28 protein-coding genes are annotated in these 22,411 nt (G+C 68.9%); 10 read left to right on the top strand and 18 right to left on the bottom strand.

Annotated features, from left to right (window positions below; all coding sequences use genetic code 11):
* Positions 1-6: 6 nt before the first annotated feature.
* The 4 genes from OG992_RS06740 to OG992_RS06725 form a co-directional block, all read right to left on the bottom strand.
* On the bottom strand, positions 7-636 hold the full coding sequence (locus OG992_RS06740) for a VOC family protein (RefSeq protein ID WP_266302696.1): 630 nt from the start codon (positions 634-636) through the stop codon (positions 7-9).
* Positions 637-784: 148 nt separating this feature from the next.
* A complete protein-coding gene (locus OG992_RS06735; protein WP_266302695.1) occupies positions 785-2,023 on the bottom strand; it encodes a DUF6357 family protein in 1,239 nt (412 codons plus the stop codon).
* Between the two features lie 4 nt (positions 2,024-2,027).
* Positions 2,028-2,399, bottom strand: a complete 372-nt coding sequence (locus tag OG992_RS06730) for a hypothetical protein (RefSeq protein WP_266302694.1) — start codon at positions 2,397-2,399, stop codon at positions 2,028-2,030.
* A gap of 451 nt (positions 2,400-2,850) precedes the next feature.
* Entirely contained in the window at positions 2,851-3,357 is a 507-nt protein-coding gene (locus OG992_RS06725) for a GNAT family N-acetyltransferase (RefSeq protein ID WP_266302693.1), read from the bottom strand.
* 199 nt (positions 3,358-3,556) lie between these two features.
* Here OG992_RS06725 and OG992_RS06720 point away from each other — a divergent pair, with 199 nt between their 5' ends.
* A complete protein-coding gene (locus tag OG992_RS06720) occupies positions 3,557-3,898 on the top strand; it encodes a GlsB/YeaQ/YmgE family stress response membrane protein (protein ID WP_266302692.1) in 342 nt (113 codons plus the stop codon).
* A gap of 57 nt (positions 3,899-3,955) precedes the next feature.
* Here the strand turns inward: OG992_RS06720 and OG992_RS06715 are convergent, their stop codons facing one another.
* A complete protein-coding gene (locus OG992_RS06715) occupies positions 3,956-4,462 on the bottom strand; it encodes a hypothetical protein (RefSeq protein ID WP_266302691.1) in 507 nt (168 codons plus the stop codon).
* Positions 4,463-4,870: 408 nt separating this feature from the next.
* Here OG992_RS06715 and OG992_RS06710 point away from each other — a divergent pair, with 408 nt between their 5' ends.
* Complete coding sequence (locus OG992_RS06710; protein WP_238685942.1) at positions 4,871-5,638, top strand: S1 family peptidase; 768 nt, start codon at positions 4,871-4,873, stop codon at positions 5,636-5,638.
* 169 nt (positions 5,639-5,807) lie between these two features.
* On the opposite strand, the gene OG992_RS06705 is transcribed toward OG992_RS06710, so the two are convergent.
* Genes OG992_RS06705 through OG992_RS06690 form a run of 4 tightly spaced genes read right to left on the bottom strand, consistent with a single transcriptional unit; the run spans position 5,808 to position 7,216 of the window.
* Entirely contained in the window at positions 5,808-6,230 is a 423-nt protein-coding gene (locus OG992_RS06705; protein ID WP_238685941.1) for a DUF2089 domain-containing protein, read from the bottom strand.
* Positions 6,231-6,242: 12 nt separating this feature from the next.
* Positions 6,243-6,500, bottom strand: a complete 258-nt coding sequence (locus tag OG992_RS06700) for a hypothetical protein (RefSeq protein ID WP_266302690.1) — start codon at positions 6,498-6,500, stop codon at positions 6,243-6,245.
* Positions 6,500-6,877, bottom strand: a complete 378-nt coding sequence (locus tag OG992_RS06695) for a DUF2089 domain-containing protein (RefSeq protein WP_238685939.1) — start codon at positions 6,875-6,877, stop codon at positions 6,500-6,502. Before OG992_RS06695 ends, OG992_RS06700 begins: the two co-directional genes overlap by 1 nt.
* 15 nt (positions 6,878-6,892) lie before the next feature.
* Positions 6,893-7,216, bottom strand: a complete 324-nt coding sequence (locus OG992_RS06690; protein WP_266302689.1) for a hypothetical protein — start codon at positions 7,214-7,216, stop codon at positions 6,893-6,895.
* A 90-nt stretch (positions 7,217-7,306) separates the two neighbouring features.
* On the opposite strand from OG992_RS06690, the gene OG992_RS06685 reads away from it, so the two are divergent.
* Entirely contained in the window at positions 7,307-7,639 is a 333-nt protein-coding gene (locus tag OG992_RS06685) for a hypothetical protein (RefSeq protein ID WP_266302688.1), read from the top strand.
* A 12-nt stretch (positions 7,640-7,651) separates the two neighbouring features.
* Here OG992_RS06685 and OG992_RS06680 read toward each other — a convergent pair whose 3' ends face one another.
* Positions 7,652-8,428 (bottom strand): alpha/beta hydrolase, encoded by a 777-nt coding sequence (locus OG992_RS06680; RefSeq protein ID WP_266302687.1) that lies wholly within the window; start codon positions 8,426-8,428, stop codon positions 7,652-7,654.
* A 142-nt stretch (positions 8,429-8,570) separates the two neighbouring features.
* Here OG992_RS06680 and OG992_RS06675 point away from each other — a divergent pair, with 142 nt between their 5' ends.
* The 3 genes from OG992_RS06675 (at position 8,571) to OG992_RS06665 (ending at position 10,873) form a co-directional block, all read left to right on the top strand.
* Complete coding sequence (locus tag OG992_RS06675) at positions 8,571-8,843, top strand: hypothetical protein (protein WP_266302686.1); 273 nt, start codon at positions 8,571-8,573, stop codon at positions 8,841-8,843.
* 184 nt (positions 8,844-9,027) lie between these two features.
* Positions 9,028-9,612 carry a winged helix-turn-helix domain-containing protein gene (locus OG992_RS06670; protein WP_238685936.1) on the top strand — a complete coding sequence of 195 codons (585 nt, stop codon included), beginning with the start codon at positions 9,028-9,030 and terminating at the stop codon, positions 9,610-9,612.
* 1 nt (position 9,613) lies between these two features.
* Positions 9,614-10,873: an MFS transporter gene (locus OG992_RS06665; RefSeq protein WP_266302685.1), complete on the top strand. Its 1,260-nt coding sequence runs from the start codon at positions 9,614-9,616 to the stop codon at positions 10,871-10,873.
* A gap of 143 nt (positions 10,874-11,016) precedes the next feature.
* On the opposite strand, the gene OG992_RS06660 is transcribed toward OG992_RS06665, so the two are convergent.
* Complete coding sequence (locus tag OG992_RS06660) at positions 11,017-11,682, bottom strand: TetR/AcrR family transcriptional regulator (RefSeq protein ID WP_266302684.1); 666 nt, start codon at positions 11,680-11,682, stop codon at positions 11,017-11,019.
* Between the two features lie 101 nt (positions 11,683-11,783).
* Between OG992_RS06660 and OG992_RS06655 the strand changes: the two genes are divergently transcribed.
* Positions 11,784-12,698, top strand: a complete 915-nt coding sequence (locus OG992_RS06655; protein WP_266302683.1) for an SDR family NAD(P)-dependent oxidoreductase — start codon at positions 11,784-11,786, stop codon at positions 12,696-12,698.
* Between the two features lie 99 nt (positions 12,699-12,797).
* Here the strand turns inward: OG992_RS06655 and OG992_RS06650 are convergent, their stop codons facing one another.
* Complete coding sequence (locus tag OG992_RS06650; RefSeq protein ID WP_266302682.1) at positions 12,798-13,187, bottom strand: hypothetical protein; 390 nt, start codon at positions 13,185-13,187, stop codon at positions 12,798-12,800.
* Positions 13,188-13,394: 207 nt separating this feature from the next.
* Between OG992_RS06650 and OG992_RS06645 the strand changes: the two genes are divergently transcribed.
* Complete coding sequence (locus tag OG992_RS06645; protein ID WP_266302681.1) at positions 13,395-14,399, top strand: hypothetical protein; 1,005 nt, start codon at positions 13,395-13,397, stop codon at positions 14,397-14,399.
* 78 nt (positions 14,400-14,477) lie between these two features.
* On the opposite strand, the gene OG992_RS06640 is transcribed toward OG992_RS06645, so the two are convergent.
* From OG992_RS06640 to OG992_RS06630, 3 genes are all read right to left on the bottom strand, one after another.
* Positions 14,478-15,011 carry an RICIN domain-containing protein gene (locus OG992_RS06640; RefSeq protein ID WP_238685930.1) on the bottom strand — a complete coding sequence of 178 codons (534 nt, stop codon included), beginning with the start codon at positions 15,009-15,011 and terminating at the stop codon, positions 14,478-14,480.
* A 140-nt stretch (positions 15,012-15,151) separates the two neighbouring features.
* On the bottom strand, positions 15,152-15,688 hold the full coding sequence (locus OG992_RS06635; RefSeq protein WP_238685929.1) for an RICIN domain-containing protein: 537 nt from the start codon (positions 15,686-15,688) through the stop codon (positions 15,152-15,154).
* 124 nt (positions 15,689-15,812) lie between these two features.
* Positions 15,813-16,745 carry an NmrA family NAD(P)-binding protein gene (locus OG992_RS06630; RefSeq protein WP_266302680.1) on the bottom strand — a complete coding sequence of 311 codons (933 nt, stop codon included), beginning with the start codon at positions 16,743-16,745 and terminating at the stop codon, positions 15,813-15,815.
* 103 nt (positions 16,746-16,848) lie between these two features.
* Here OG992_RS06630 and OG992_RS06625 point away from each other — a divergent pair, with 103 nt between their 5' ends.
* A complete protein-coding gene (locus OG992_RS06625; protein ID WP_266302679.1) occupies positions 16,849-17,418 on the top strand; it encodes a TetR/AcrR family transcriptional regulator in 570 nt (189 codons plus the stop codon).
* A 108-nt stretch (positions 17,419-17,526) separates the two neighbouring features.
* On the opposite strand, the gene OG992_RS06620 is transcribed toward OG992_RS06625, so the two are convergent.
* Positions 17,527-18,246 (bottom strand): DsbA family protein, encoded by a 720-nt coding sequence (locus OG992_RS06620; RefSeq protein ID WP_266302678.1) that lies wholly within the window; start codon positions 18,244-18,246, stop codon positions 17,527-17,529.
* A gap of 115 nt (positions 18,247-18,361) precedes the next feature.
* Here OG992_RS06620 and OG992_RS06615 point away from each other — a divergent pair, with 115 nt between their 5' ends.
* The gene (locus OG992_RS06615) at positions 18,362-18,793 is read left to right on the top strand and encodes a helix-turn-helix domain-containing protein (protein WP_238685927.1); all 432 of its coding nucleotides are present in this window, start codon (positions 18,362-18,364) and stop codon (positions 18,791-18,793) included.
* A 5-nt stretch (positions 18,794-18,798) separates the two neighbouring features.
* Here OG992_RS06615 and bla read toward each other — a convergent pair whose 3' ends face one another.
* Together bla and rph are read right to left on the bottom strand one after the other, a co-directional pair.
* On the bottom strand, positions 18,799-19,719 hold the full coding sequence (bla, locus tag OG992_RS06610) for a class A beta-lactamase (protein WP_266302677.1): 921 nt from the start codon (positions 19,717-19,719) through the stop codon (positions 18,799-18,801).
* Positions 19,720-19,746: 27 nt separating this feature from the next.
* Positions 19,747-22,377 (bottom strand): rifamycin-inactivating phosphotransferase, encoded by a 2,631-nt coding sequence (rph, locus tag OG992_RS06605; RefSeq protein WP_266302676.1) that lies wholly within the window; start codon positions 22,375-22,377, stop codon positions 19,747-19,749.
* Positions 22,378-22,411 lie beyond the last annotated feature (34 nt).

The raw sequence follows: 22,411 nt of genomic DNA, 5'->3' as shown, positions 1-22,411 counted from the left end.
GTCCTGCTATGCGCGGCCGACCCAGGTGGCGACGCACGCCTCGTTGCCCTCGGCGTCGGCCAGGACCCACCACCTGGGTGCGTGCGCGTCGGAGACCAGGGTGCCGCCGGCGGCCAGGGCGGCGGCGATGCGTGCCTCTGCCTGATCGTGCGGGACGGCTATGTCGAGGTGCATGCGGTTGCGCTGTGGGCGCGCCTCGTCCATCGGTTGCAGACCGAAGCCCGGGCCGCGGCGCGACGGGTCGAACAGGTAGTCGTCGCCAATCTGCCGATAGCCGAGCAGCGCCTGCCAGAACGGCAGCACGTCCGCGCCGACGAGTGCGTCAAGGGTGACGTTGATGAGTTGTACGGCGGTCGGGTCGGCGGGGAGGCCCAGCTCCTTGGCGGCGGCCGAGATGCGCCGGGCCAACGGAATGTCGCGCCGATTCAGGCTCACCGTGACGCCGCTGCCGCGCAGGTCGACGATGAGGTATTGCTGCTGGGCCTCGTCGGTTAGCCGGCCAATCTCATCGACGAACGCGATGCCCTTGGACAGCGAGCCGGTCGGGAAGTGGGCCGAGACCAGGTGGTAGAGGCAGCGCCAGTCCTCGACACCGTCGGCCGCGTGGAACTGCGCGGCCGTGATCTGCCCGGTCATGCCAGCGAACCTAACATCGGCGGCGCGACGGCCTCCTAATCGGCGGTTGCCGGCTGAGTATCGGGGCGCGTACTTGATGGATGTCGCTAACGTTGGTCGGCCTCACCCGCTGACGGCCGCTGGCCTCGGCACCGGCCTCCCTCTGGGACTACCGGGCGTCGCGCCGACGACGCGCGCGCTCGAACTCGGCGACGTCCGACATCCAGGGACCGTGTTGTTCGAGTGCGACGCAGCCGCCGCGGACGAAGGCGCTCACCAGCTTCCGGTACCCGCCGATCCCGTCGACCAGGCTGTACTCGACCTGGTACTCCGGGTCCGACCCGGCCTCCCCGGGTCGCACCGTCGTGATCCGGGCGATGGAGTCGGCGTAGAAGTGGAGTTGAATCCCCTCGCCCATCTCCTCGTCCTCGATGGTGAACACTTCGTTGTTCCCGGCAGAGCGATCGGCGACGAACTCCCAGAAGTCGGCGGAGGCGGTGCGAGGACCGCCCCGTACCCACTTCTTCTCGCCGCCCTTGTCATCGGTGAACGACAGGGCCGTCTTACCGTGGTCGTCGGCGGCCTCGTCGTCGTCTTCCACGGGTGTGCTCTTGGAGCGGTCCGCGGCCTCCGAGCACATCAGAAAGCTCACCGTCCGCACCGCGTCATCGACGAGTTCGGGGTACGCGCGGCGCACGGCCTCGTCGACAGTCGCCGCCATCCGATCCCAGTCGCGCTTGTCAGTGGCCCGCTTTCCCCGCCGCGGATCGAGGCCGATTTGCATCCCGGCGCACGCCTGCTCCGCAGTCGCGATAACCCGCATGACCTGGGGCAGCAGCGCGGGGTCGACGGCATCGGGGCTGCGCCGTGGAACCGTCGCACCATGCAGATACTGGCCCGTGTACCGCAGAATCTCAGTGTCGAGTGGCCCGAGTGCTACTCCGCGCTCGGCGCGACGGCGGTTTGCGTGATACTCCTGGGCACGTTTCGTGTTCGACACCTCCGTCGCCGTGCGCATCGCCTCGCAGACCTGACCGCGCTCCAGTAGCTCGATGTCAGCGCCATGGGCGACGAGACGACTCCTGTCCCACCGGATGCGCCGAAAGAGCGCGTCGACGTCCGAGGGCGGGGAGAGCAGGACCTGGTCAAGGAGCGCGACGGCGGCGTTCTCGTCGAGCTGGCCCCGGGTTCCGGCGGCGTCGCACAGCGGAAGGACCGCACTCCACAGCAGCAGGTGTCGAGCCAGGTCCTCCCGGATCACCGCGAGGTGAGCTTCCCCGATCGGGAACGTGAACGTGCGAGGGTCATGGTTGGCGTCGGCCCCGGCGGCGAGCGTCAGCTTCAGCTCGCCGCCCTCGCGGACCACCTTCGGGATCCAGCCGCTGCGCGTGAAAACGATGTCTGTCATCTGTTCACGACCACCGTGCACATTCGACAGCGAGGCGTGGGTCGGTGCGCACCCAGACTTCGCCCCCGGCGGCCTCGGCCGGGGCGTCGACCCGTTCGAGACCGAGGAATGCGATCAACTGGAGCAGCTCGGCTCGTTCGGCGCGGTCATCGTCGACGTCATGCGAGTCGAAGAAGACGTAGTACGTGTCGCTCGGGTCGACGATGCCCGAATCCGCCCAGATCCGGCCGACTTTTTCGATCGCCGCTGCTTCCGTCGTGAACGAGGCAGCGCGGGCGGCACCGCGGGTCTCCGGTGACGCTTCGAGGTCGGAGAGGTCAGGGAACCACTGGCCGAAGTAGTCGAGGCCGGCGTATCCGTTCTCGAAGAACAGCATCGCGCTCGGAAGGTAGCGGTTGCCCCTGTCGACCTGGAGGTGTTCCGACCGAGGTTGGTCGGCATCCTCGATTCGGGAGATCACACCCCGACGAGGCCTGAGCACCAAACTCTGCTTCGCCGCTTCGTCAGTGATGGTGTAGGTGTCGGACTCTCGCCCCCGGAAGAACGCAGAGAACGCTACGTACGCCTCTTGGGGGTCGCCCACCGAGACGTGTTGATCGTTGCCATCACCGGCAGCGAAGACGAACAGCTTCGGTCCGGGACTGTAGGGGCGGGCCATGTGCGTCCTTCGTTCACGTGTGAAAGTTCCGCCAGCGTAGTGGACCGATCTGACACGCCCGCGGCCTGATCATCGGCCTGCTGCGCGCGGTGGCCCCCCGCGAGCAGACCAGCCGTTCGCAAGCCCTCAGCCAGACCGCGATGAGGCTGGGCACCGTAGCTGCCCACAACTACTCGGCTTCGACCTCGGTGCGGTAGACAGTCATGCCGCGTCGCTGATAGTTGCGGAGAGCATTCGGATGGTCCAACGAGCAGGTGTGCAGCCACACCCTGCGTACGGCCGGAGACTCCAGGGCCACCATGTCCCAGGCTTGCCGGATGGTCAGCGTCAGCGCATGGCCGCCGAGACCCTTCCCGACATACTCCGGCATCAGCCCGAAGGCGGTGATCTCCACCTCTCCGTCCGGGTGGGGTTCCACATTCGCCACCCCCACGATCTCGTCCTTCAGGGTGATGAACCGGTACTGGCGCAGCGGACGAGACCGCATCAGCTCCTGCCACTCCTCGTTCGTGCGAGACGCGCAACGCCACCCGTGGGGCGCCCCTACCTGACCATTGATGGCGTGCACGAGCGGCAGGCCAACGTCGACGCGCCGTAGGGAAAGTTCCGGCACGACCTTTCCCGGTCGCAGGTCCGTGGCGTTGTTCATCTCCAGGTACGTGACGACCTTTGCCATGCCGGCAGGCTACCCATCGTGCCGAGTGGGCCCAACACGAGCACTTCGGACGACGCGGATCCCCTCCGAGCGACTCCCATCGACGTTCCCGATGGCGTCGCTTCGACACCATCCCGCGCCCGGTCGCCGCCAGGGCGGGGTTTCCGGGAACGTGAGATTCGGGCATGTACCTGGGCACTGCTGGAGGGGAGAGACAGCAATGCTGGTAACTGGTTATCTCGGCGCGGTGCTCATCGGTGCCCTCGTCGGCCTGCTCGGCCGGCTCATCCTGCCGGGGAGGCAGCGGATCGGCTTCTTCGCCACGTTCGTCATCGGCGTCGGCTCGGCCGTGCTGGGCACAGTGGTCGCCAGAGCGCTTGGAATCGACGACGGAGCGGGCGTCAAGGTGTGGGTGCTGCGCTGGGACTGGGTAGTGCTCGCGATCCAGGTCGGCGTCGCGATCGTCGCCGTGGCGCTGGCGAACATGCTCACCTTCACCCGGCTCGCCGGCGGCGACGTCAAGCCCGGTGGGCGGGCTCGTCGCAGCAAGGCCAAGGGCTGACGAGCCGGTCGGCGGGTGAGCCGTCTTCGGTAGCCGCAGTGACGTCGCGAGCGGAGGTCAGGAACGGTCGGCGACCGGTGGCAGGTGACGGGCGAGTGCGGTACGCAGGACGCCCGTCGCCGGCCGAAGCAGTCCGACGTTGATCCTGTAAACAGGCTGACCGGCGCGAATCCCAGGACGAAGCGTCGTAGCGGATGGCGCGACCGCTTCTGGGCGCAGGATGACCTCAAGAACGGCGAACGGGCCAGGACGGCGGACCGTCGCCGACCGGATCACCTGCCACGGGAGGACGGCCGTTCGCCCCTTCTCTGCGAGCGCCAGTGCCGGACCGGTGACGTCGACCGAGGACCAGTTCCTGCGATGCAGCACAAGCGTGAGCGCGCTGAAGACGACGGCGTAGAGGACGCCCGAAACGGCGATGCTCGTGTAGTCGGCCGCCGACCGGCCCGCGATGAGTGCCAGCACGGCTTGGACGACAACCCAGGCCAGCAAGCCCATCAGCAGCATGAACACGAAGGTGAGGCGGGCGGACGTACGGAACGTCGTCTGGTCGTTCTCGTTCATGAGGTTCCTTCCGTCGACAGTGCCGTCGACAGTAGGGCAGGCGGCAGGCCAAAGGGTTCAAGCGGTGCCGCAGCGTCGCGACCCGCTCCGACAAGACCGCAACGTCGTTCCAGGCCACGGTCACCATCGCCGCGCTACTCCAATGGTGGTGAACCTTTGAATACACGGCTCAGCACGAAGAGCGGACCGAGGATGCCGGAAGGGCAGGCTTCAGAGCGATTCTGACTGTCGGGTCAGCAACGTGAACATGAGCTTGACTCGATGTTCCCGCCCGGTGATGCTGGTGTCCGTCCTAAACATCGGCTTATGCGGACTGCGCCGTCATAAGCCGAGCTTTGCCGATTCCTCACGTTCGGAGTACCGGTGCGACTTTTTAGAGCGTCTATCGCGGCGCTGACAATCATCTGTGTGGGGGTGCTGCTGGGAGCGGCGCCGGTGCAGGCGGCCGGTTATCTCTATCGGCCTGGTGATCCGATGTACCCTAATGCCCCGGGCACCACGCCGGGGTCTTGCACCGGCGGCTACGCGGTCCGTGGGTCGAGTGGGATGTTTCTGGTCTCCGCAGGGCACTGCTGGGGTTACGGCCGGACCGGGGACATCGTGTACGGCAGCGATCGCCGATACGGCACGGTGATCCGCAACGACCGAGTCGGTGACATATACACAACGAACTCCTTTGATGGAGCACTGATTCGCATGGACGCCGGGGACGACGCCACACAAATCGTTGTGGACCCGGTGAGCGGACGCAGCCCAGGCAGGGTCGTGGGCTACTTCAACAACAGTGCCCTCAGTCCCGGCATGTTGGTCGGGAAGATGGGTCGGAGGACGGGCTGGACGGAAGGAAGAATCACCGAGTGGAGAACCGTTAACTACCCTGACGGTGTGCGTGACTACCTGCTGTGCACCACTGCGACGGTGGATGGCGGGGATAGCGGAGGGCCGGTGTGGCAGTCCGACGGGGCTGGCCACGTGTGGGCGGTGGGAATTGTCATCGCGAAGTCCGATGGGAAGATGTGCTTCAACCCCATCCAGAACGTCCTCGCGCGGTTCGGCGCGACGCTGCCCGTCCATCCGTACACCAGAGGTGCGGGGCAGCAGCCCGCTCAGGTGACCGAGCGCTCCGGCGCGCCAATCCCGGTCAACCCTGATCCTGTTCCCGGGGCGCTGGTCTAGCTGGCACGGTTCGTCCGACGACGCCAGCAGCCAGGCGCCGACGAACGTCCACCGCGCCGATGGCGCCACGTCGCGCAATAGCCGACGTCGTGCCGGAGGACCGCGACGACCAGCGGAGGGACCACCCGTCCGAGTGGTTCCCTCCGCTGCCCGTCCCATCAGGCGGCGCCTACTCGCAGAAGACCCGCACTGTGGCATCGGGTGAATCCACCTCCACTGTGACCTCGTCGAGGTGCTCCACGAGCGCCTCCAACTGCTCGGGCTTGAGCTGCGTCAGGTCGATCGGCACCCCCGAGTCGCTGAGTGAGGCGTTGGCCTTGACCAGGGCCTGCGGCGGGATCAGCGCCGCCAGCCGTACACCGGCGCGCAGCAGTTGCAGTGGCACCCGTACGTTGACCCGCGACGGCTCGCCGTTGTCGGTGGCGTCCACCATCACCCGCAGGTACTTCACCTTGCCCTTCGGTCGGGCGTCGTGACTCGCCGTCGCCGGTGCCTGGTCCCGTTCGAGTGCGGCGATGAGCTGCTCCGCCTCCTCGGCGGTGATCTTGCCGGCGGCCAGCATGTCGAGGATGTCCTTGCGTTGTTCGGTCATTTGAACCTCTCCTTATCGGATGGCCACGAACACGGCCGTGTGGCCCTGCTCGATGTCGAAGCGGGCGCCGGGTAGCGCGGAGATGACACGCCAAGCGGCGTTGAGGGCCCGCACCACACCGATGCGGAACACGACGCAGGCCACGATCGCCGCCAACACGACCAGGACCACGACCGGGAAGAGCACGAGCGCCACGGGGAGCACCGGAACCCAGACCCGGACGGGCCGGCGGTCCGGGCGGTTGACCTTGACGGTCACCAACTGCGGCATCACGTCCGGCCGTCCAGCTCGGCCAACGCCTCCTGTGCGGTGATCTCACCGCGGCGCAACCGGTCGATGATGTCGGCTCGCGAGGGCGCCGGGTCGGTCTCGACGAAGTCGAGCATCTGTGTGATCCGGTTGAGTCGTGACTTGATCGTCGGGTAGCTCACCCCGAAGATGCGTTCCATCTCCTTGATCGAACCGTGGCAGCGCACGAACGCCGTGACGAAGACCTGGTCATCGACGTTGAGCTGAGCCAGTTGCGGTGGCTCGAACTCGCCCTCGATCGCGACGCCGTTGCTCGCCAGGCGCACCCGCTCGACGACGAACGGCTGGCCCCGCGTCAGGCTGGTCAGGTCCTGCCAGTCCATGGCCTGTTCTGTCATACCTAAAGTTGTATCTCAAGAATCTTCAACTTCCAAGAAGTTGACCTTAAGTTTCTTAAGGTCGTTCTTGCGGGGCGGTCTCAAGAAGCCTGAGTCGACCTCGCCGCCTGCCGGGAATGCGCAACCGCAGCGGAACCCGACGAGGTCCCGCCAGTAGGTGTCGGTGTAGACGCAGGTGGCGCCGTACGGGCAGCCGCCGACAGCCTGGGACGAGACGCCGCTGATGCCGGCGCACGGGTTGTCGGCCGCAGTCGCGTTGGCCGGGCTGGCCGGTTGCGCCGCGACGCTGACGACGGGTTGGTCGGCCGGGCCCGCGGTGGCGGCCGACGGCACTGCCAACGTGGCGATGGAGGGCCGCGAAGGCCGCATTTCGGCCGGGGTCGTGATTGCGACTCGGCTGCCTACGCGGGCCGCCACTAAGATGCCGGGATGGGTAGGTTCTTGGCGCTCTTCAACGGCGCGGCTGACGAGGCCGACAAGGCCGAACTCACCGAACAGCAGCAGACCGAGTTCATGAACGCGTGGGCGTCGTGGGCGCAGGCCAACGAGAAGGCCATCGTCGACCCCGGCGCTCCCTTGAACGCGAAGAAGCGGGTCACGGCACGAGGTGTCGAGGACTTCACCGACGCCCTGATCGCCTACACCATCGTGGAAGCGGGCTCACACGACGAGGCCGTCCAGATCTTCGCCGGGCACCCGCACCTGGGGCTGTTCGCCGGGAACTCGATAGCCGTCCTGGAGTGCCCGCCGCCGCCCAGCTGAGACGCGCGCCGTTCAGGTCGTTGCTGTCCGGCAGAGGAGGAAGCGCGCCGTGGCGTCGATGACGTCGTCGAAGTGCCCGCCGGTGCCGGGGTAGTGGAATCCGTGCTCGGCGTGCTCGTACTCAAGGAGCGTGCACTCGTTGCCGGCGCGGACCATCGCGTCCCGGAACTGCCGCACCGAGCCGATCGGCTCGATCTCGTCGCGGGTGCCGTGGTGGATCTGCGTCGGTGGATTGCCCGGTCGCACGAACTCGATCAGCGAGTACTCGATCAGTCTGTCAGCGGCGATACCGACCTCCTGTGCGAGGCGGCGCTGCGCGTTCGGCTCGAAGGAGCCCAGATCCAGTCCCGCAGGGTTGAGGGCCACCAGGGCCGTGATGCCGAACTCCGGTGCCGTGCTGGACGGGGTCATCGCCGCGAGCATCGCGAGATGAGCGCCGGCTGAGCTGCCACCCGAGGCCAGGTGCGGCGCGTCGAGCCCGCGCGACGCTGCCAACCGGCCGAACCGCTCGACCGCGCGCCGTACGTCAGCGAGGCAGTCGTCGATGCCGGCCGCGCCCCGACCGAGCAGCCGGTAGCCGGCCGACACCGCGAGGATTCCCCGCGACGCCAGTGCTCGGCAGTGCGGGGCGAGCCCGTCGGGCGATCCCTCGCGGAGGGCGCCGCCATGGAACAGGACGATGCCAGCACGTGGCGGTGTGCCCTCGACCGGCTCGAAGACCAGCAGGGGCAGTTCGCTGCCGTCGGCGGCCCGGTAGAAGGTCGAGGATTCCCCACCAGCCCTCACCATGACGGCATCCGATCATTGGCGGTGTACGTCTGCAAGCTGATGGGGACGCGCCGTCATGCCGTGAGTGCGAGTCGCAGGCGGTAGGGCCGTGGCGGACGTCGTTCACCAAGGGGCCTTGCTGGAGAGGACTAGGGTGCCGGGCATGACGGGGGTCGATGACGACGGGCGCCGGCTCGACGGCGGCCGTGGCTTGGCTCGGGTTTTGCCGACCCGCCGCTGGGCGCAGGTGGTGAGCGGCTTGACCGTCGCCGTGGTGGCCGCGATCGTGTTCACCGCCCTGTTCTGGGGGCTGCACGACTGGCTCATCGATCGGGGCCGGTTGGGCCTGCCGATCCTGCTGGCGGCGCGGGTCGCCTGCTTCGCGACGATCGGCTGGGGTTGTTGGCGGGCCTATCAGGGTTTCCGTCGACCCTGACCGTCCGGGCAGCCTTCCGCCCAACGACCAGGCTCGAGCTGTGCAAGCCCGCGGTGGCTCGCGCCGGCGCCTTCCGGATGGCCGCACGTCGGCCGCCGTTGTGCTCAGCCGATGCGAAAGACTTCTTGCGAGAACAGGCTCCACGGACGTATAATCGAAGGGAGTCTTTCGTTAAGGGGTGCTGATGGAGCAGAACGAGCCAGAACGCCGGGTGCGCGTCCAGGACGCCACGAAGCTGCGCGCACTCGCGCACCCGTTGCGCCTACGGCTGCTGCGCTATCTGCTGGCCGCCGGCCCGAGGACCGCCGCGCAGTGCGCCGAGGCCCTTGACGACACCGGATCGAACTGCAGCTACCACCTGCATCAACTAGCCCGGCACGGCCTCATCGAGCGGGTCCCCGCCGAGGGGGCCAACCGGCGTGACCGACCGTGGCGCGCCGCCGCCACCGGGCTCGAATTCCGCCCGGACCCCGACGATGCCGAGGGGCAGCAGATCAACGACGCGCTGACCGCCCTGGAGCTCGACGAGGTGTTCCGATCGTTGCAGCGCTACCAGAATCAGCAGCACAAACTGACCGACGAGTGGCGGGAGAGCGCCACCTTCCACAGCTACACGCTCTCGCTCACTCCGGAGGAGCTGCGGCATCTCGCCCTGACCCTGGACGCCGTCATCCGGCCGTACCTTCGCCCGTTGCGCACCGCGCCCCCGAGCGATGCCCGGCCCGTCACTCTCAACCTTCAGGCGTACCCCACGGCGGAGTTCATCTGAGATGGTGACCCTGCTGCGACACCGCGGATTCGTCCTGATCTGGGCTGCCGGGCTCTTCTCCAGCGTGGCGAGCTGGCTGTTGCTCACCGGGCTGCCGATCTACGTGTTCGGGGTGACCGGCTCGGCGCTCACCACCTCCGCAGTCTTCCTCGTCGAGCTGCTGTGCGGCATCACGCTGGGATCGTTCGCCGGTGCTCTGGCCGATCGTCTCGACCGGTTCCGGCTCATGAGCTGCGTCGCCGCGTTGCAGGCCGCTGTGATGCTCCCGCTGCTCGGTCAACCCGACCATCGCCTATGGGTCATCTCCCTGGTTGCCGGGGCCCAGGCGGTGCTGACGCAGACGTTCGACTCCGCCCGCAACGCCGCGCTGCCCCGCCTCGTCGAGCCCGCGCACCTGGTACGCGCCAACAGCGTGATAGCGCTCAACACCAGCGTGGGACGGCTCATCGGAGGTTCGCTGGGCGGGTTCGCCATCACCCGCGACGGCACCCGCTACCTGGCCGTCGGCGCTGCCGTTGCCTTCGTGATCACGGCGGCCCTGATCGCCGCCGGGCGCCGGGCCGCCCACCAGGCAACTGCACAGCAGACGACCCCGGACCGTACGTCGTCGTTCTTCACCGCCTGGCGACACGGCCTCACGGCGGTGCTGCGCAACCGCGCCGTCCGGATGACGATCGTGAGTGTGGCGCTGGGCGGCATCGCGCAGGGCCTGTTCGTGGTGCTCTTCGTGGTGTTCGTCAGCCGCGCGCTGCACGCCGACGGCACTCTCACCGGTGTGCTGCGCGGCGTCCAGGCGATCGGCGGCGTGGCGGGTGGGCTCATCGTCGGCCTGCTGGGCGCCCGGCTCAGTCCTCGACTGCTGATGAGCCTCGGGGCGACCACCTTCGCACTGATCAGCCTGGTCATCTGGAACGGACCGACGCTCACCCGTCAACCCGAGTGGTACGTCGGGTTGTTCATCCTGGTCGGTGCGCCTGGCATCGCGTACGCCAGCGGAGCTTTCGCGCAGATCCAACAGAGCGTGCCCGACACCGAGCTGGGCCGCGCTTTCGGCGTCTACTTCGCCATCTTCAACGCCTCGCAGGGGCTGGGCATGGCAGCGGCCGGCCTGCTCGGCGACGTGCTCAGCGTCGTACTCGTGCTCAACGTGCAGGCCCTGCTGTACCTGGCCTCGGGGGCGGTCGCCTACTTTGGCCTGCGCGCCGTGCGGCAGCAGCAGCGCCCCGCCGTACGGCAGCGCGCCACCGTCGACGTCGGGTAAGCCACGCTCGTCTCACCGACGACGACGGCCCAGCCGTGCGCCTGAAGGGTTGTACGCCACGTCCTCGCCCCCGGCAACGACCAGCCCTCGCTGTGCAGCAGCGGGTGCGGGAGTGATTCGAGCAGCGACGGGAGGCGTCCGACTCAGGAGCGCGGCAGTATGCCCACGAGCGATGTGATGATGGCGACCCGTAGGGCTGTCCGTAGGTCGACATGGTGGACCGCGAGCGCTGGCTCGGACTCGTAGACGGCGAGCAGGCTCGGCGGCGGCGAGGTGTAGGCGGAGAGCGCGCCACCCATGATCAAGGCGTTCAGGCAGAACAGCTCGGCGTTGTCGCCGAGCTCGGGCAGGTGCCGCCGGACGAGGCCGGCCATCACCGCGAGGTTGCCCAGGGCGGCCCGCTTGTGCCGGCGGACCGCCTCGACCGAGACGTTGTGCTCGAGCACCCCGCCCTGCGCGCCGAACAGATCGCAGAGCACCGTCTGGGTGGCGAGCGACCGGCTGAGCACGTCGGCCGTCTGCTCCGCCCGTTCCATGGGGGACCGGCGCAGGTCGACATCGTGGGCCAGCTCCTGGTCCAGCTCGGCCAGCCAGGTCGTCGTCCGGTCGTCCAGCAGGTCGAGCAGGATCGCCTCGCGGGACTCGAAATAGCGCAGCACCGCCGTCTTGGCCAGGCCGACCCGCCGGCTCAGCTCGTTCAGGGTCACCTCGGCCACCGGCATCTCGTCGAGCATCGCCGAGGTCGTCTCCAGGATGGCCCGGCGCCGGACCTCACGCTGCTCCTCGCTGCGCGCCCGCTGGAACGTCATGACACCAACCCTAGCTTAGGTACCGGCGGTCCCTTGACAGCGTACCGGCAGTACCTTACCCTTTCGGGTGTAAGTTACCGGCGGTACATAAGGAGCCCGAGATGAAGTGGACCGAGCAGCAGATCCCGCGCCAGGACGGCCGGGTGGCAGTGGTGACCGGCGCCAACACCGGGCTGGGCTTCGAGACCGCCCGGCTGCTCGCCGAGCGCGGGGCGTCGGTCGTGCTGGCCGTACGCGACATGGAGAGGGGCAAGCTGGCCGCCGCCCGCATCAACGGCGACGTCTCCGTACGGGAACTGGACCTGACCTCGCTGGAATCGGTACGCGCCGCTGCGGCCGGCCTGCGCGCCACGTACCCGCGGATCGACCTGCTGATCAACAACGCCGGCGTGATGTACACCCCGAGGCAGACCACCCGCGACGGCTTCGAGATGCAGTTCGGCACCAACCACCTGGGCCACTTCGCGCTCACCGGCCTGGTGCTCGACCTGCTGCTGCCGGTGCCCGGTTCTCGGGTGGTCACCGTCAGCAGCGTCGGTCACCGCATCCGCGCCGCCATCCACTTCGACGACCTGCAGTGGCAACGGTCCTACGGCCGGGTCGCCGCCTACGGCCAGTCGAAGCTCGCCAACCTGATGTTCACCTACGAGTTGCAGCGCCGGCTCGCCGCGCACGGCACCACCGTCGCCGTAGCCGCACACCCCGGCATCTCCAACACCGAACTGACCCGCAACTCCCCGGCCGTCGTCCGCCGACCGCTCACCTGGCTCGCCCCGCTGGTCACCCAGCCCGCGGCGACGGGCGCGCTGCCCACCCTGCGGGCCGCCACCGACCCGTCCGTCCTCGGCGGGCAGTACTACGGCCCCGACGGCCCGGGTGAGGCGCGCGGCTACCCGAGGCTGGTCACGTCCAGCCCCGACTCCTACGACGTGAGCGTGCAGCAACGCCTCTGGGTCGTCTCGGAAGACCTCACCGGCGTGCGGTTCCCGGTGGGCAGGGCCGCCGTCGCGGCGTGACCGCGCCAGGGGGCACGTGGTCCGGGCGCGGGCAGGGGTTGGCGACCGTGGTCGATCACAGACGGTGGCCCGGCGGGAGGCGCGGTGGCGGTCAGGTGGTCAGGGGGCTGTCGTCCCTGCCCTGCGCCGGGCCAGTGCGTCGCGGATGGTGAAGACGACGAGTGAGAGCGGCACGAAGACCCAGAGCTGGAGCACTGTGTAGCGGCGCAGTTCCCCGTTGGTGTCGACGCCGGCCAGTTCGGCGTCGAGGGCGCCGGGTCGCATCAGCATGAGCGCGTACATGGACAGCGGGGCGTAGTTGAGACCTGCGCCGGTCAGCCACAGGCCGAACGCTCGGCCGCTGAGGTCGTTCGAGGTCGACAGCAGCCAGGCGCCCCACGTCACCATGACAACAACGCCGACGAGGAATTCGGCCAGGATGATCCGCCGTCGGCGGGTGGTTCCTCGGCTGCCGTACATGTCGACGGCCGCCAAACGACGAACGTTCACGCACCGATGGTGCCACCGGCGGGCAACCCGTCGCAGAGCGATCGAGCACTCCTGCGCATTGATTGTTTCGCGGGAGGCGTGCCCGGCTCGGTGCTCGTGATCCGGGACGGAAGTCCGACGTTGTGTGTCTGCCCGCTCACGGATGGCTCAATCTGAAACCCGGCTCGCCGTCGGGCGGTCGGTACACAAGGGACTGTGGAGGCTCGGATGTTGGTCATCGCGGAGGAGCGGCACACCTACCCACCGGACGGTCAGATCCCCAACCTGGAGACCGATGAGAAGGCGTGCGGCGACATCCTGGCCAGGATCGAGCCGCTGTTGCCCACCGAGCTGCGGGGGGAGGTGGTCGGCGCGTTGGTGAGCTGGTCGGAGAGCACCCTGCTGGACGGTCAGAAATTCGGCACGTGGGCCGAGGCCATCACCGCCGCGACCAGCTACGCGCGGCGGGAGGCCCTGCGGGCCACCGATACCGGTCAACGGCATCGTGGCCAGGTCGTCGACGGTGACGAACTGGCGAAGCTCAACGCGGCGGTGGCGAGCACGGGGCGGACCGGCGACCCGCAGATCGTGTTGCGCGACGAGAGCCGACGGTGGGCCAACTGCGGCATAGCCGCGTTCCAGATCCGCAAGCAGTTGAATGACAAGGGCGGCGAGCCCGCCCGACTGTCGGGCGAGACCTATCGGGCTGGGCAGGGCGTCGAGCTCCGGGAGGCACTACTCGCGCGGCCTGCCAGCGCGGAGACCGTCCTGTTGCTCGACTGCCAGTTCCCGCAGGTGCACAACTTCGTCATCGAGGTGCACCGCGACAAATCCCGCTACCTCGCCCAGGGTTACCAGGGTGCCTACTTCGCCCACTGGTGGCTCGGGCTCAAGGGCGGCAGGTACTCCGGAACGCCCACCGCCGAGATCCTCGCCCTGCGTGAGCGATACGGGATGGGCCGCCCGATCAGCGAGCAGGACTACGAGAGCCTGCTCGACGGCCTAGTGGCGGCCATCTCGTCCGACTGGCAGGAGACCGCGAACCAGTGGAAGCTCCTGCCGTTCAACCCGGACCGGCAGGAGGTCGACTCGATCCGCCAACGGTCCGCATCGCCGACATTCCTCGTGGAGGTGTTCGAGCTGCGCAAGCCGGCGGCGGCTCGCGCCAAGCTCGGCGGTGACAGCGCCGCGTCCCTCAGTGAACTGGCGACCCGAGGGCTGACAACCGACTGACGCAGTGTCCGTGGTGGGCACGACGCCCTGCGCGGGGGACCCGGAGGGGGGTCCCGCCGCGCGGCTCAACGGCGTTGCTTAGTCCAGGCCCCAGGTGAAGGCCTGGTTGTTCGAGGTCGTGTAGCAGGTGAACTGCATCATGTCGGCCCCGTTCTGCGTCGAGTTGCCCTCCACCGCCATGCACTTGCCGGTGCCGCGGTTCTTCAGCTGGTAGTAGTCAGCGAACCCGGAGGTGAAGAGCTTGATCGGCAGCCACTGGTCGTTGAGACGGGCGTCGCCGCACCCCTGCGTGACGATCTTTTCCCGCTCGGTCTTCGACGCGTTGCGGACGGCCATACACTTTCCGCCGTTGCGATAGGAGATGTGGTAGTAGCCCGAGCTGGTAGTGGTGAAGTTCCAGTTGCGGAGCAGTCCTCTGTCGCAGAGATGCTGATCGACCACGGTCCCGCTCGCCGATGCGTACGCCTCGGGGTGGATGCAGTAGTCGTTCGTGAAGGGCTGGATCACCCACGGGCCGGTGGTGGCTGCCGCCGCCGGGCTGCCGGTGCCGACCAGCGTCGCCGCGATCATGGCGAGCGTCGCCACCAGGCCGGTCATCGTTCTGCGCTTCATGAGGGGCCTTTCCCTTGTCCAAAATGGAGAGTCGGGTAAGGCTAACGATCATGCTCGATGTGCGCCACTTGTCGGCGATCTGCGCCACCGGCCGGGAACGGGACCCCGGGAGGTCCCGCTTCCCGGCCGCGGGGCGTTGCTTACGACGGGGAGAACCAGGTGAAGGCCTGGTTGTTCGAGGTCGTGTAGCAGGTGAACTGCATCATGTCGGCGCCGCTCTGCACCGAGTTGCCCTCGACCGCCATGCACTTGCCGGTGTCGCGGTTCTTCAGCTGGTAGTAGTCGGAACCACCGGAGCCGAAGAGCTTGATCGGCAGCCACTGGTCGTTGAGGCGGGCGTCGCCGCACACCTGCGTGGCGATCTTCGCCCGCTCGGTGGTCACCGCGCCGCGGACGGCCATGCACCTTCCGCCGTTGCGGTAGGAGATGTGGTAGTAGCCCGAACTGGTCGTGGTGAAGATCCAGTTGCGGTTCAGTCCGCCCTCGCAGAGGCGCTGCTCGACGACGACGTTGAGCGCCGACGAGTAGCCCGCCGGGTGGAGGCAGTAGAGGTTCGTGAAGGGCTGGACAATCCACGGGCCGGAGGAGGCCGCCGCCGCCGGACTGCCGGTGCCGATCAGCGTCGCCGCGATCATGGCGAACATCGCCACCAGGCTGGTCATCATTCTGCGCTTCATGAATGGCCTTCCGTTGTCCAATGTGGAGGGACCGGTAAGGCTAGCGATCATGCTCGATGCACGCTACCCGAGCAGACCCACGAGCGGCGAGATGCGCCCTCCGCGGGAGTGCGGCGTCGCCTCGTCAGCGACCCGACGGCTCAGGCAGGTTTTCGCGCGCCCACTCCGCGAACGTCGTGACGGGGATGCCGAGGGCCCGCGCGTACTCCGGGCGAGCGGGTTGGCCGAGGACGTTCATTTGCTCGTGGGAGATGCCGGCCCACTCCGGCATCCCTGCGGCGACCGCCTCCTCCTCGGTCATGTCGGGCGCGGTCAGCTCGGCGCCCAGGGCGTCGGAGAGCGTCTTGGCGATCTCCGTCATCGTCAGGTGGTCGCTCGCCAGCTCCAGTTCGACTCCGTGGAACCGATCGGGTTCGGCGATGGCCGCGGCGGCCGCGCGGCCGATGTCGTCGACCGCGACGAGGGAGAGTGAGGTCTGTGGCTTGAGGACCGTCGCCAGGCCGCCGGCGACGCCCCGGGGGAGCAGGTACGCCACCGAGGGGAGGAGGTTGTCCATGAAGAAGCCCGGCTTGATGAGCGTCCAGTGCGCGAAGCCCGCGTCGCGTACCCGATCCTGGATTGCGGCCTTTGTGGTGTAGTAGGGCTCCATTGTCGCCCAGCGACCCTCGGCCCAGCCGGGCGCCTCGGTGTGCTGGCCAGCGCCACTGACGGACGTGTGCACGAACTGTGGGACCTTCGCGGCCAGCGCGCTTTCGATCAGGTTGACGCCCTGGGTCAGCTCGCCGTCGAAGTTGATGCCGTTGCCAGTCATCGCGGGCATCTGCACCGAGAAGACGGCCCGTGCTCCGTGCGCGGCCCGGACCAGCGAGTCGCGATCGTCGAGGTCTCCGGTGACCAGTTCCGCCCCGAGGGCCGCGACCACCCGTGCGCGGTCGGTCGCGGGATCACGGACCAGAGCCCGGACGGGTACGCCGGCCGCGAGCAGGGCCCGAGCGGTGGCACCACCCTGCCTTCCCGTGGCGCCGGTGACCAGGACGGGTGCGGAATTGGTGGCCATGCGGAGTCTCCTGTCGCGGGGCGGAGCATAAACGGCGGGGCCCGCCGTTTATGCTCCGTTAAGATACGGCGGACCCCGCCACTTAGCAACCGTGAGGTGACGCATGTCCAGCCAGCGAGCGGACGCCCGGCGCAACTACGCGCGCCTGCTGGCCGTGGCCGAGCAGGAGATCGCCTCGCATGGTGCCGACGCGTCCCTGGAGCAGATCGCCCGCATCGCCGGAGTCGGCTCGGCCACGGTGCGCCGACACTTCCCGAGCCGCCACGCGCTGCTGGACGCCGTCTTCCGCGGCGTGATCGAGAACCTCGGCGCTCGCGCCCGCGAGCTGTCCGGCGCCGCCGACGCGCGGGCCGCGCTGCTGGACTGGCTCGCCGCCGTCAACGGGAACGTCGCCACCATCAGAGGGCTGGCCATCGCGCTGACCCGCGACTGCACGGCCAGCCCCACCGAGGCGCACGAGCACTGCGCCACCGCGCAGCTCACCGAGGCGGGCGAACCGCTCGTACGCCGGGCCGCGACGGCCGGCGCGGTGGCACCAGAGGTGACCATCACCGATCTGCTCGCGCTGATCGCCGGCATCGCCCTGGCCACCGAGCACCACTCCGATCCCGCGGCTGCCGCGACCCGACTGCTCGACCTGGCGGTAGTGGGAATCAGCCCACGCCGAGGGTGACGTTCTCCAACGGGGGCGGATCGGTGGCCGTCGGAGTGCGGCGTCGCCCAAGGTCGTCGTGTCGATGGGGCCACCACACGGAGTCGCCGATGGTGACGGGGCGCGAGCTCAGGTGGTGCGGTCGGGCACCGCACACCCGTCCGGGGCACACATGCCCTCGGCCGCACCGACCACCGGCAGCGGCTGTGGCGTCGGGTGGCTCTCGGTCCACGCCTTGTCGATGACCGCGAGCAGGTCATCGAGGCCGATTGCTCCGGGGACGGCGAAGCGGCCGTCGAAGACGAGAAACGGCACGCCGCGTGCGCCGAGGCGCTGTGCCTCGCGCTGGTCGGCCGCCACGCGGGTCCGGTAGCGGCGGCTTCGCAGGGCGTCGGCGGTCCCGGCGCTGTCCAGACCCACCTCGGCGGCGAAGTCGAGGACCTCCTCGACGGTCCACAGCTTGCGGGCCTGCCCGAAGTGCACGCGGAACATCGCCGTCCAGATCTCGGCGCCGCGCCCCTGGTCGGTCGCGTAGGCGAGTAGTTCGTGGGCGAAATCTGTCGGCCCGAGCGTGCGGTCCACCGCGTGGTAGGGCGTCAAACCCTCCGCCTCGGCCGCCCGCTCGATGGGCCGCAGGACCCGGTCGACTGTCGTCGCGGGCGCCCCCGCCATCGTGATCAACTCTCGTTGACTGACACCCGCTCGGGGCAGGTCGGGATGTAGCTGGAACGACCGGTGGATCACCTGGACCTGATCGCCGTACGGGAGCCGGTCCAGGGTTTGGTGGAGCCGGTGGTCCATCAGCCCGCAGTACGGGCAGACGATGTCCGACCAGAACTCGATCTTCACGTTTCTCCTCCTCGATTCTCACTTCTTGTTCGTAGGGCCATGATGCGTCAGAATCGGAGAGCCACAAAAGGTACATTCATGTGCGTAGCGCGGGCTGCGCGGAGGGGTGGCGAGGATGAGCGCAGGAGATCTCCGGCGCAGGCGCACCAACGTCCGGGGGAACGTCCGGGCCGCCCCGGGACCCTGCGCGCACTGGAACGACGAGGACGCCGACTTCATCAGGGAGGTCCTGGACCTCGTCGGCGACAAATGGAGCGTGCTGATCATCGGCACGCTGGCCGACGGCCCTGTCCGCTACTCGGACCTGGGTGACGCGATCCCCGGCATCTCCCAACGCATGCTCACGCTCACCCTGAAACACCTCCAGCGGACCGGCCTCGTCAGCCGGACGTCGTACCCCGAGGTGCCACCCCGCGTCGAGTACGCCCTCACCGACCTGGGCAGGTCACTGCTCTCCACCGTCCTGGCCCTGGCGGCCTGGTCCGCCGACCACCACGCCGAGATCCGTCGCCACCAGACGGCGTACGACAACCGCGCCGCGACCTGACCGACTCATGCTCCCAGTTGGGCGACGACCGCCCGGGTGGCCTGGGCGATGAGGGCGTCGTCGGGGGTGGCGTCCTTCGTGTCGCGGCTGGACAGCACGGCGAGCACGATCGGGGCCCGGTCGGGCGGCCAGATCACCGCGATGTCGTTGCGGGTGCCGTACCCGCCGGTCCCGGTCTTGTCCCCGACCACCCAGCCGGCCGGCACCCCGGCGCGGACCAACGCCGCGCCGGTGGTGTTGCCCCGCAGCCAACCGCGCAGCACGTCGCGGTCCGCCGGTTCCAGGGCAACCCCCACTGTGTACGCCCGGAGGTCGCCAGCCAGGGCCCGCGCGGTGCTGGTGTCCCGCCTGTCGCCCGGTGTTCCCTCGTTCAGCGCGGTCTCGTAGCGGGCGACGTCGGTGACCGTGTCGCCGAGCGCGCGTAGCTTCGCCTCGAACCCCGCCGGCCCGCCGAGGTGGCGCAGCAGCAGGTTGCTGGCCGTGTTGTCGCTGTAGCGCACGGCGGCGTCGGCGAGGGCACGCAGGCTCATGCCCTCGCCGACGTGCTTCTCCGTAATGGGGGAGTGCGCCACCAGGTCCCGCGCCGAGTACCGCACCACGCGATCCAGTTGGGCGTCGGTGGTGCCGTCGAGCACCTCGGCGGCAGCGAGGGCCTTCCACGTCGAGGCGTACGCGAACCGCTCGTCGGCGCGGTATTCCACAGTGCGGCCGGTGCCCGTGTCGACGGCGGAGACTCCCAGCCGAGCCCCGAACTGCTCCTCCAGCCGCCGGAACTCCTGATCGGCGGCCGGCGGCGAGGCGAGGGTCGCCTCCGGGCTCGACGTCGTCCGCGCCTCTGTGTCGTCGCCGCCGCCGCACCCCGCCAACGACACCAGCGTCGACGCCGTCGCCACCACGATCGCCAGCCGTCGGACCGAAACCGCCATCGTCGTTCCTCCTGAGGGTGCCGCCGGTCAGGGCAGGATCTCGACGTACCCGTCGCTGCCGTGCACGCGGATCCGCTGCCCGTCGCGAATCAGCCGGGTGGCGTCGAGCACGCTGACGACAGCCGGCAAGCCATACTCCCTCGCGATCACCGCGCCGTGCGTCATCAACCCGCCGACCTCCGTCACCAGCCCGGCGATACCGACGAACAGAGGCGTCCAGCTCGGGTCCGTGTGGGCAGTGACGAGGATGTCACCCGCTTCGAGGTCGGCCTGCGCCATGTCCAGGATGACGCGGGCGCGTCCTTCGACAGTCCCGGCGGACACCGGCACACCGGCCAGGGCGCCGGCCGGCACGTCGTCGCGTCGGTACGTCCCGGTGATCGCCTCGCCGTCGGAGGTCAGCACCCTCGGCGGGGTGAGCGTCTGGTACGACCGGAACGCGTCCCGGCGCTGCCGGATCAGCTCGTCGTCCACCCGGTGCGAGCGGACGACCTCGTGGAACTCCTGGAACGTGAGGTAGAAGACGTCTTCGGCCTCGGTGAGCACGCCGGCCCGCACCAGCCGCTCGGCCTCGGCCAACAGGGCCTGCTTGTAGACGAAGTAGCGGCTGATGATGTCGTACTTCGGGTACTCCCGGTAGCCGATGAAGGCCCGTACCCGGTCGATCATCCGCGCGGTCTCGTCGGCCTTCTGCTGCCCGTCCGGCAGCGGCCGCAGGCGCGTCAACACCTCCTGCGCCTGCTGCCGCGCCTGCTGTCGGCCCTGCTCGAAGCGGCGCCGGGCCGCGCCCGGCTCGAAGAGCTTGACGTTGTCCAGCAGCACGGGCACCAGCGTGCCGGGGCGTTCGCTCCACCGCGGCCTGGTGATGTCGATCTCGCCGACGCAGCGCATGCCGTACCGATCGAGATACGCCTCGATGGCGGCGCGCGCCTCGGCCCCGCCCACGACCTTCGGCAGCTCGTCGAGGAAGTCGTCGTGCGCGACGCCGTCCTGTGCGACGTCTTGGAGCAACGTCACCACCTCCGGATAGGGACGGACCACGTCGGCGACGTCGAGCAACGCCAGCCCCATCTCCGACGTGACGTTGCCGGGCGCGGAGAGGGTGAGAGTGTCCGCGGCGTTCTTCTCGCCCAGCCACTCGTGCAGCCGGTCGTTGAGCCACCAGGTGGCCTCCATGCCGGCCATGATCGCCTGCATGTTCAGCGGATCACCGAGGACCCGCTTGTGCTCCTGGAAGGCCTCCAGCAGGAAGTCGAACAGCGCCGTACCGGTCACCGTCGCGATGTCGCGCCGCAGCGCGGCGATGGACGCCTCGCTGCGCTCGATCAGCTCGGTGACGACGGCCGGGTCGGTCTCGGTCGCGGTGGACGCGCCGCCGGTCGTCGGCCTGCCGGGAGCGCCGCCGTCCGGGAGCGTCGGAACGAAGTCCCCACGGTCGATCAGGGTCTCCAGCGCGTCCCTCATCAGCGGATCGTCGCGCCCCGCCATCGTGAGGAAACCGGCGCGGCTGGCGGGTGAGGCCAACAGTCGGGTGGCGTCGACGAACAACCTCCCGCCGGCCGCCAGCATCGGGGCCATGGCGGTCAACTGCCACATGGACAGCCCCAGCGGCCGCATCGCGTCGGTCATCATCTGCTGGTGACCGACCGAGAGGTAGACGTGGTTCTCCTGGTCATCGGCCGCCGGGATGGGGAACAGCGTGGTGATCGGCCGGCTCTGCACGATCTGGAAGTCGTCGCCGACCAGGCACCACTCGATGTCCTGCGGGCGGCCGAAGTGCGCCTCGATCCGTCGACCGAGCCGCACGAGTCGCACCACCTGAGCCCGCGTCAGCGCCGGCTGCTCCTGCCGCCGCCTGTCGATCTCCACTTCCCGCGTGCCGCCGCCGGGCAGCGCGGCGACGGCACGCTGCTTCGCGGCGACAGTGCCGGCGACGACCTCGCCGTCGCGCACCGTGAAGACGTCCGGGTTCACCAGGCCGGACACCAGGGCCTCGCCGAGGCCGAAGCTGGCGTCCACCGTCGCGACCTTCCGGTTGCCCGTCACCGGGTCCGCCGTGAACAGGATGCCGGAGGCATCCGGAAAAACCATCTGCTGTACGACGACAGCCATCTGGACGGTGCGGTGGTCGATGCCGTTGCGCAGGCGGTAGATGACGGCCCGCTCGGTGAACAGTGACGCCCAGCACCGGCTGATGTGCCGCAGGATCGCCTCCGGCCCCACCACGTTCAGGTAGGTGTCCTGCTGGCCGGCGAAGGACGCGGTGGGCGTGTCCTCCGCCGTCGCGCTGGACCGCACGGCGTAGGCGGCCTGTTCGCCGAACCGGGCGAGCGCGCCGGTGATCGCGGCGGCCAGGTCGCCCGGGATCGGGGTCTCCTCGACGCCGCGGCGGATCTGCGCGCTGAGCGTGCGAATCGCCTCCCGGTCGTCCGGGCTCAGGCGCGACAGCTGATCGAGCCGATCGTCGATCGCCGGGGTCCGCGCCATGATCCGCCGGAAGGCGGTCGTCGTCACGCAGAACCCCGCCGGCACTCGGATGTCGTCGATCCGCGACAGCGCGCCCAGGTGCGCGGCCTTGCCGCCGACGACCGACACCTGGGTCTCGTTGACCTCTCGAAGATCCAACAGTGGTGCCCGGTCGGCGTGATCCCCGTCCATCGACAACACACCCACGTCGCGCCCCCGTTACCTC

Origin of the sequence: Micromonospora sp. NBC_00362 (genome assembly GCF_026342155.1) — a bacterium.
In the GTDB taxonomy this organism is placed as follows: Bacteria; Actinomycetota; Actinomycetes; order Mycobacteriales; family Micromonosporaceae; genus Micromonospora; species Micromonospora hortensis.
The sequence above is the reverse complement of the archived record's forward strand: the minus strand, read 5'-3'. Positions and strand labels throughout refer to the sequence as shown.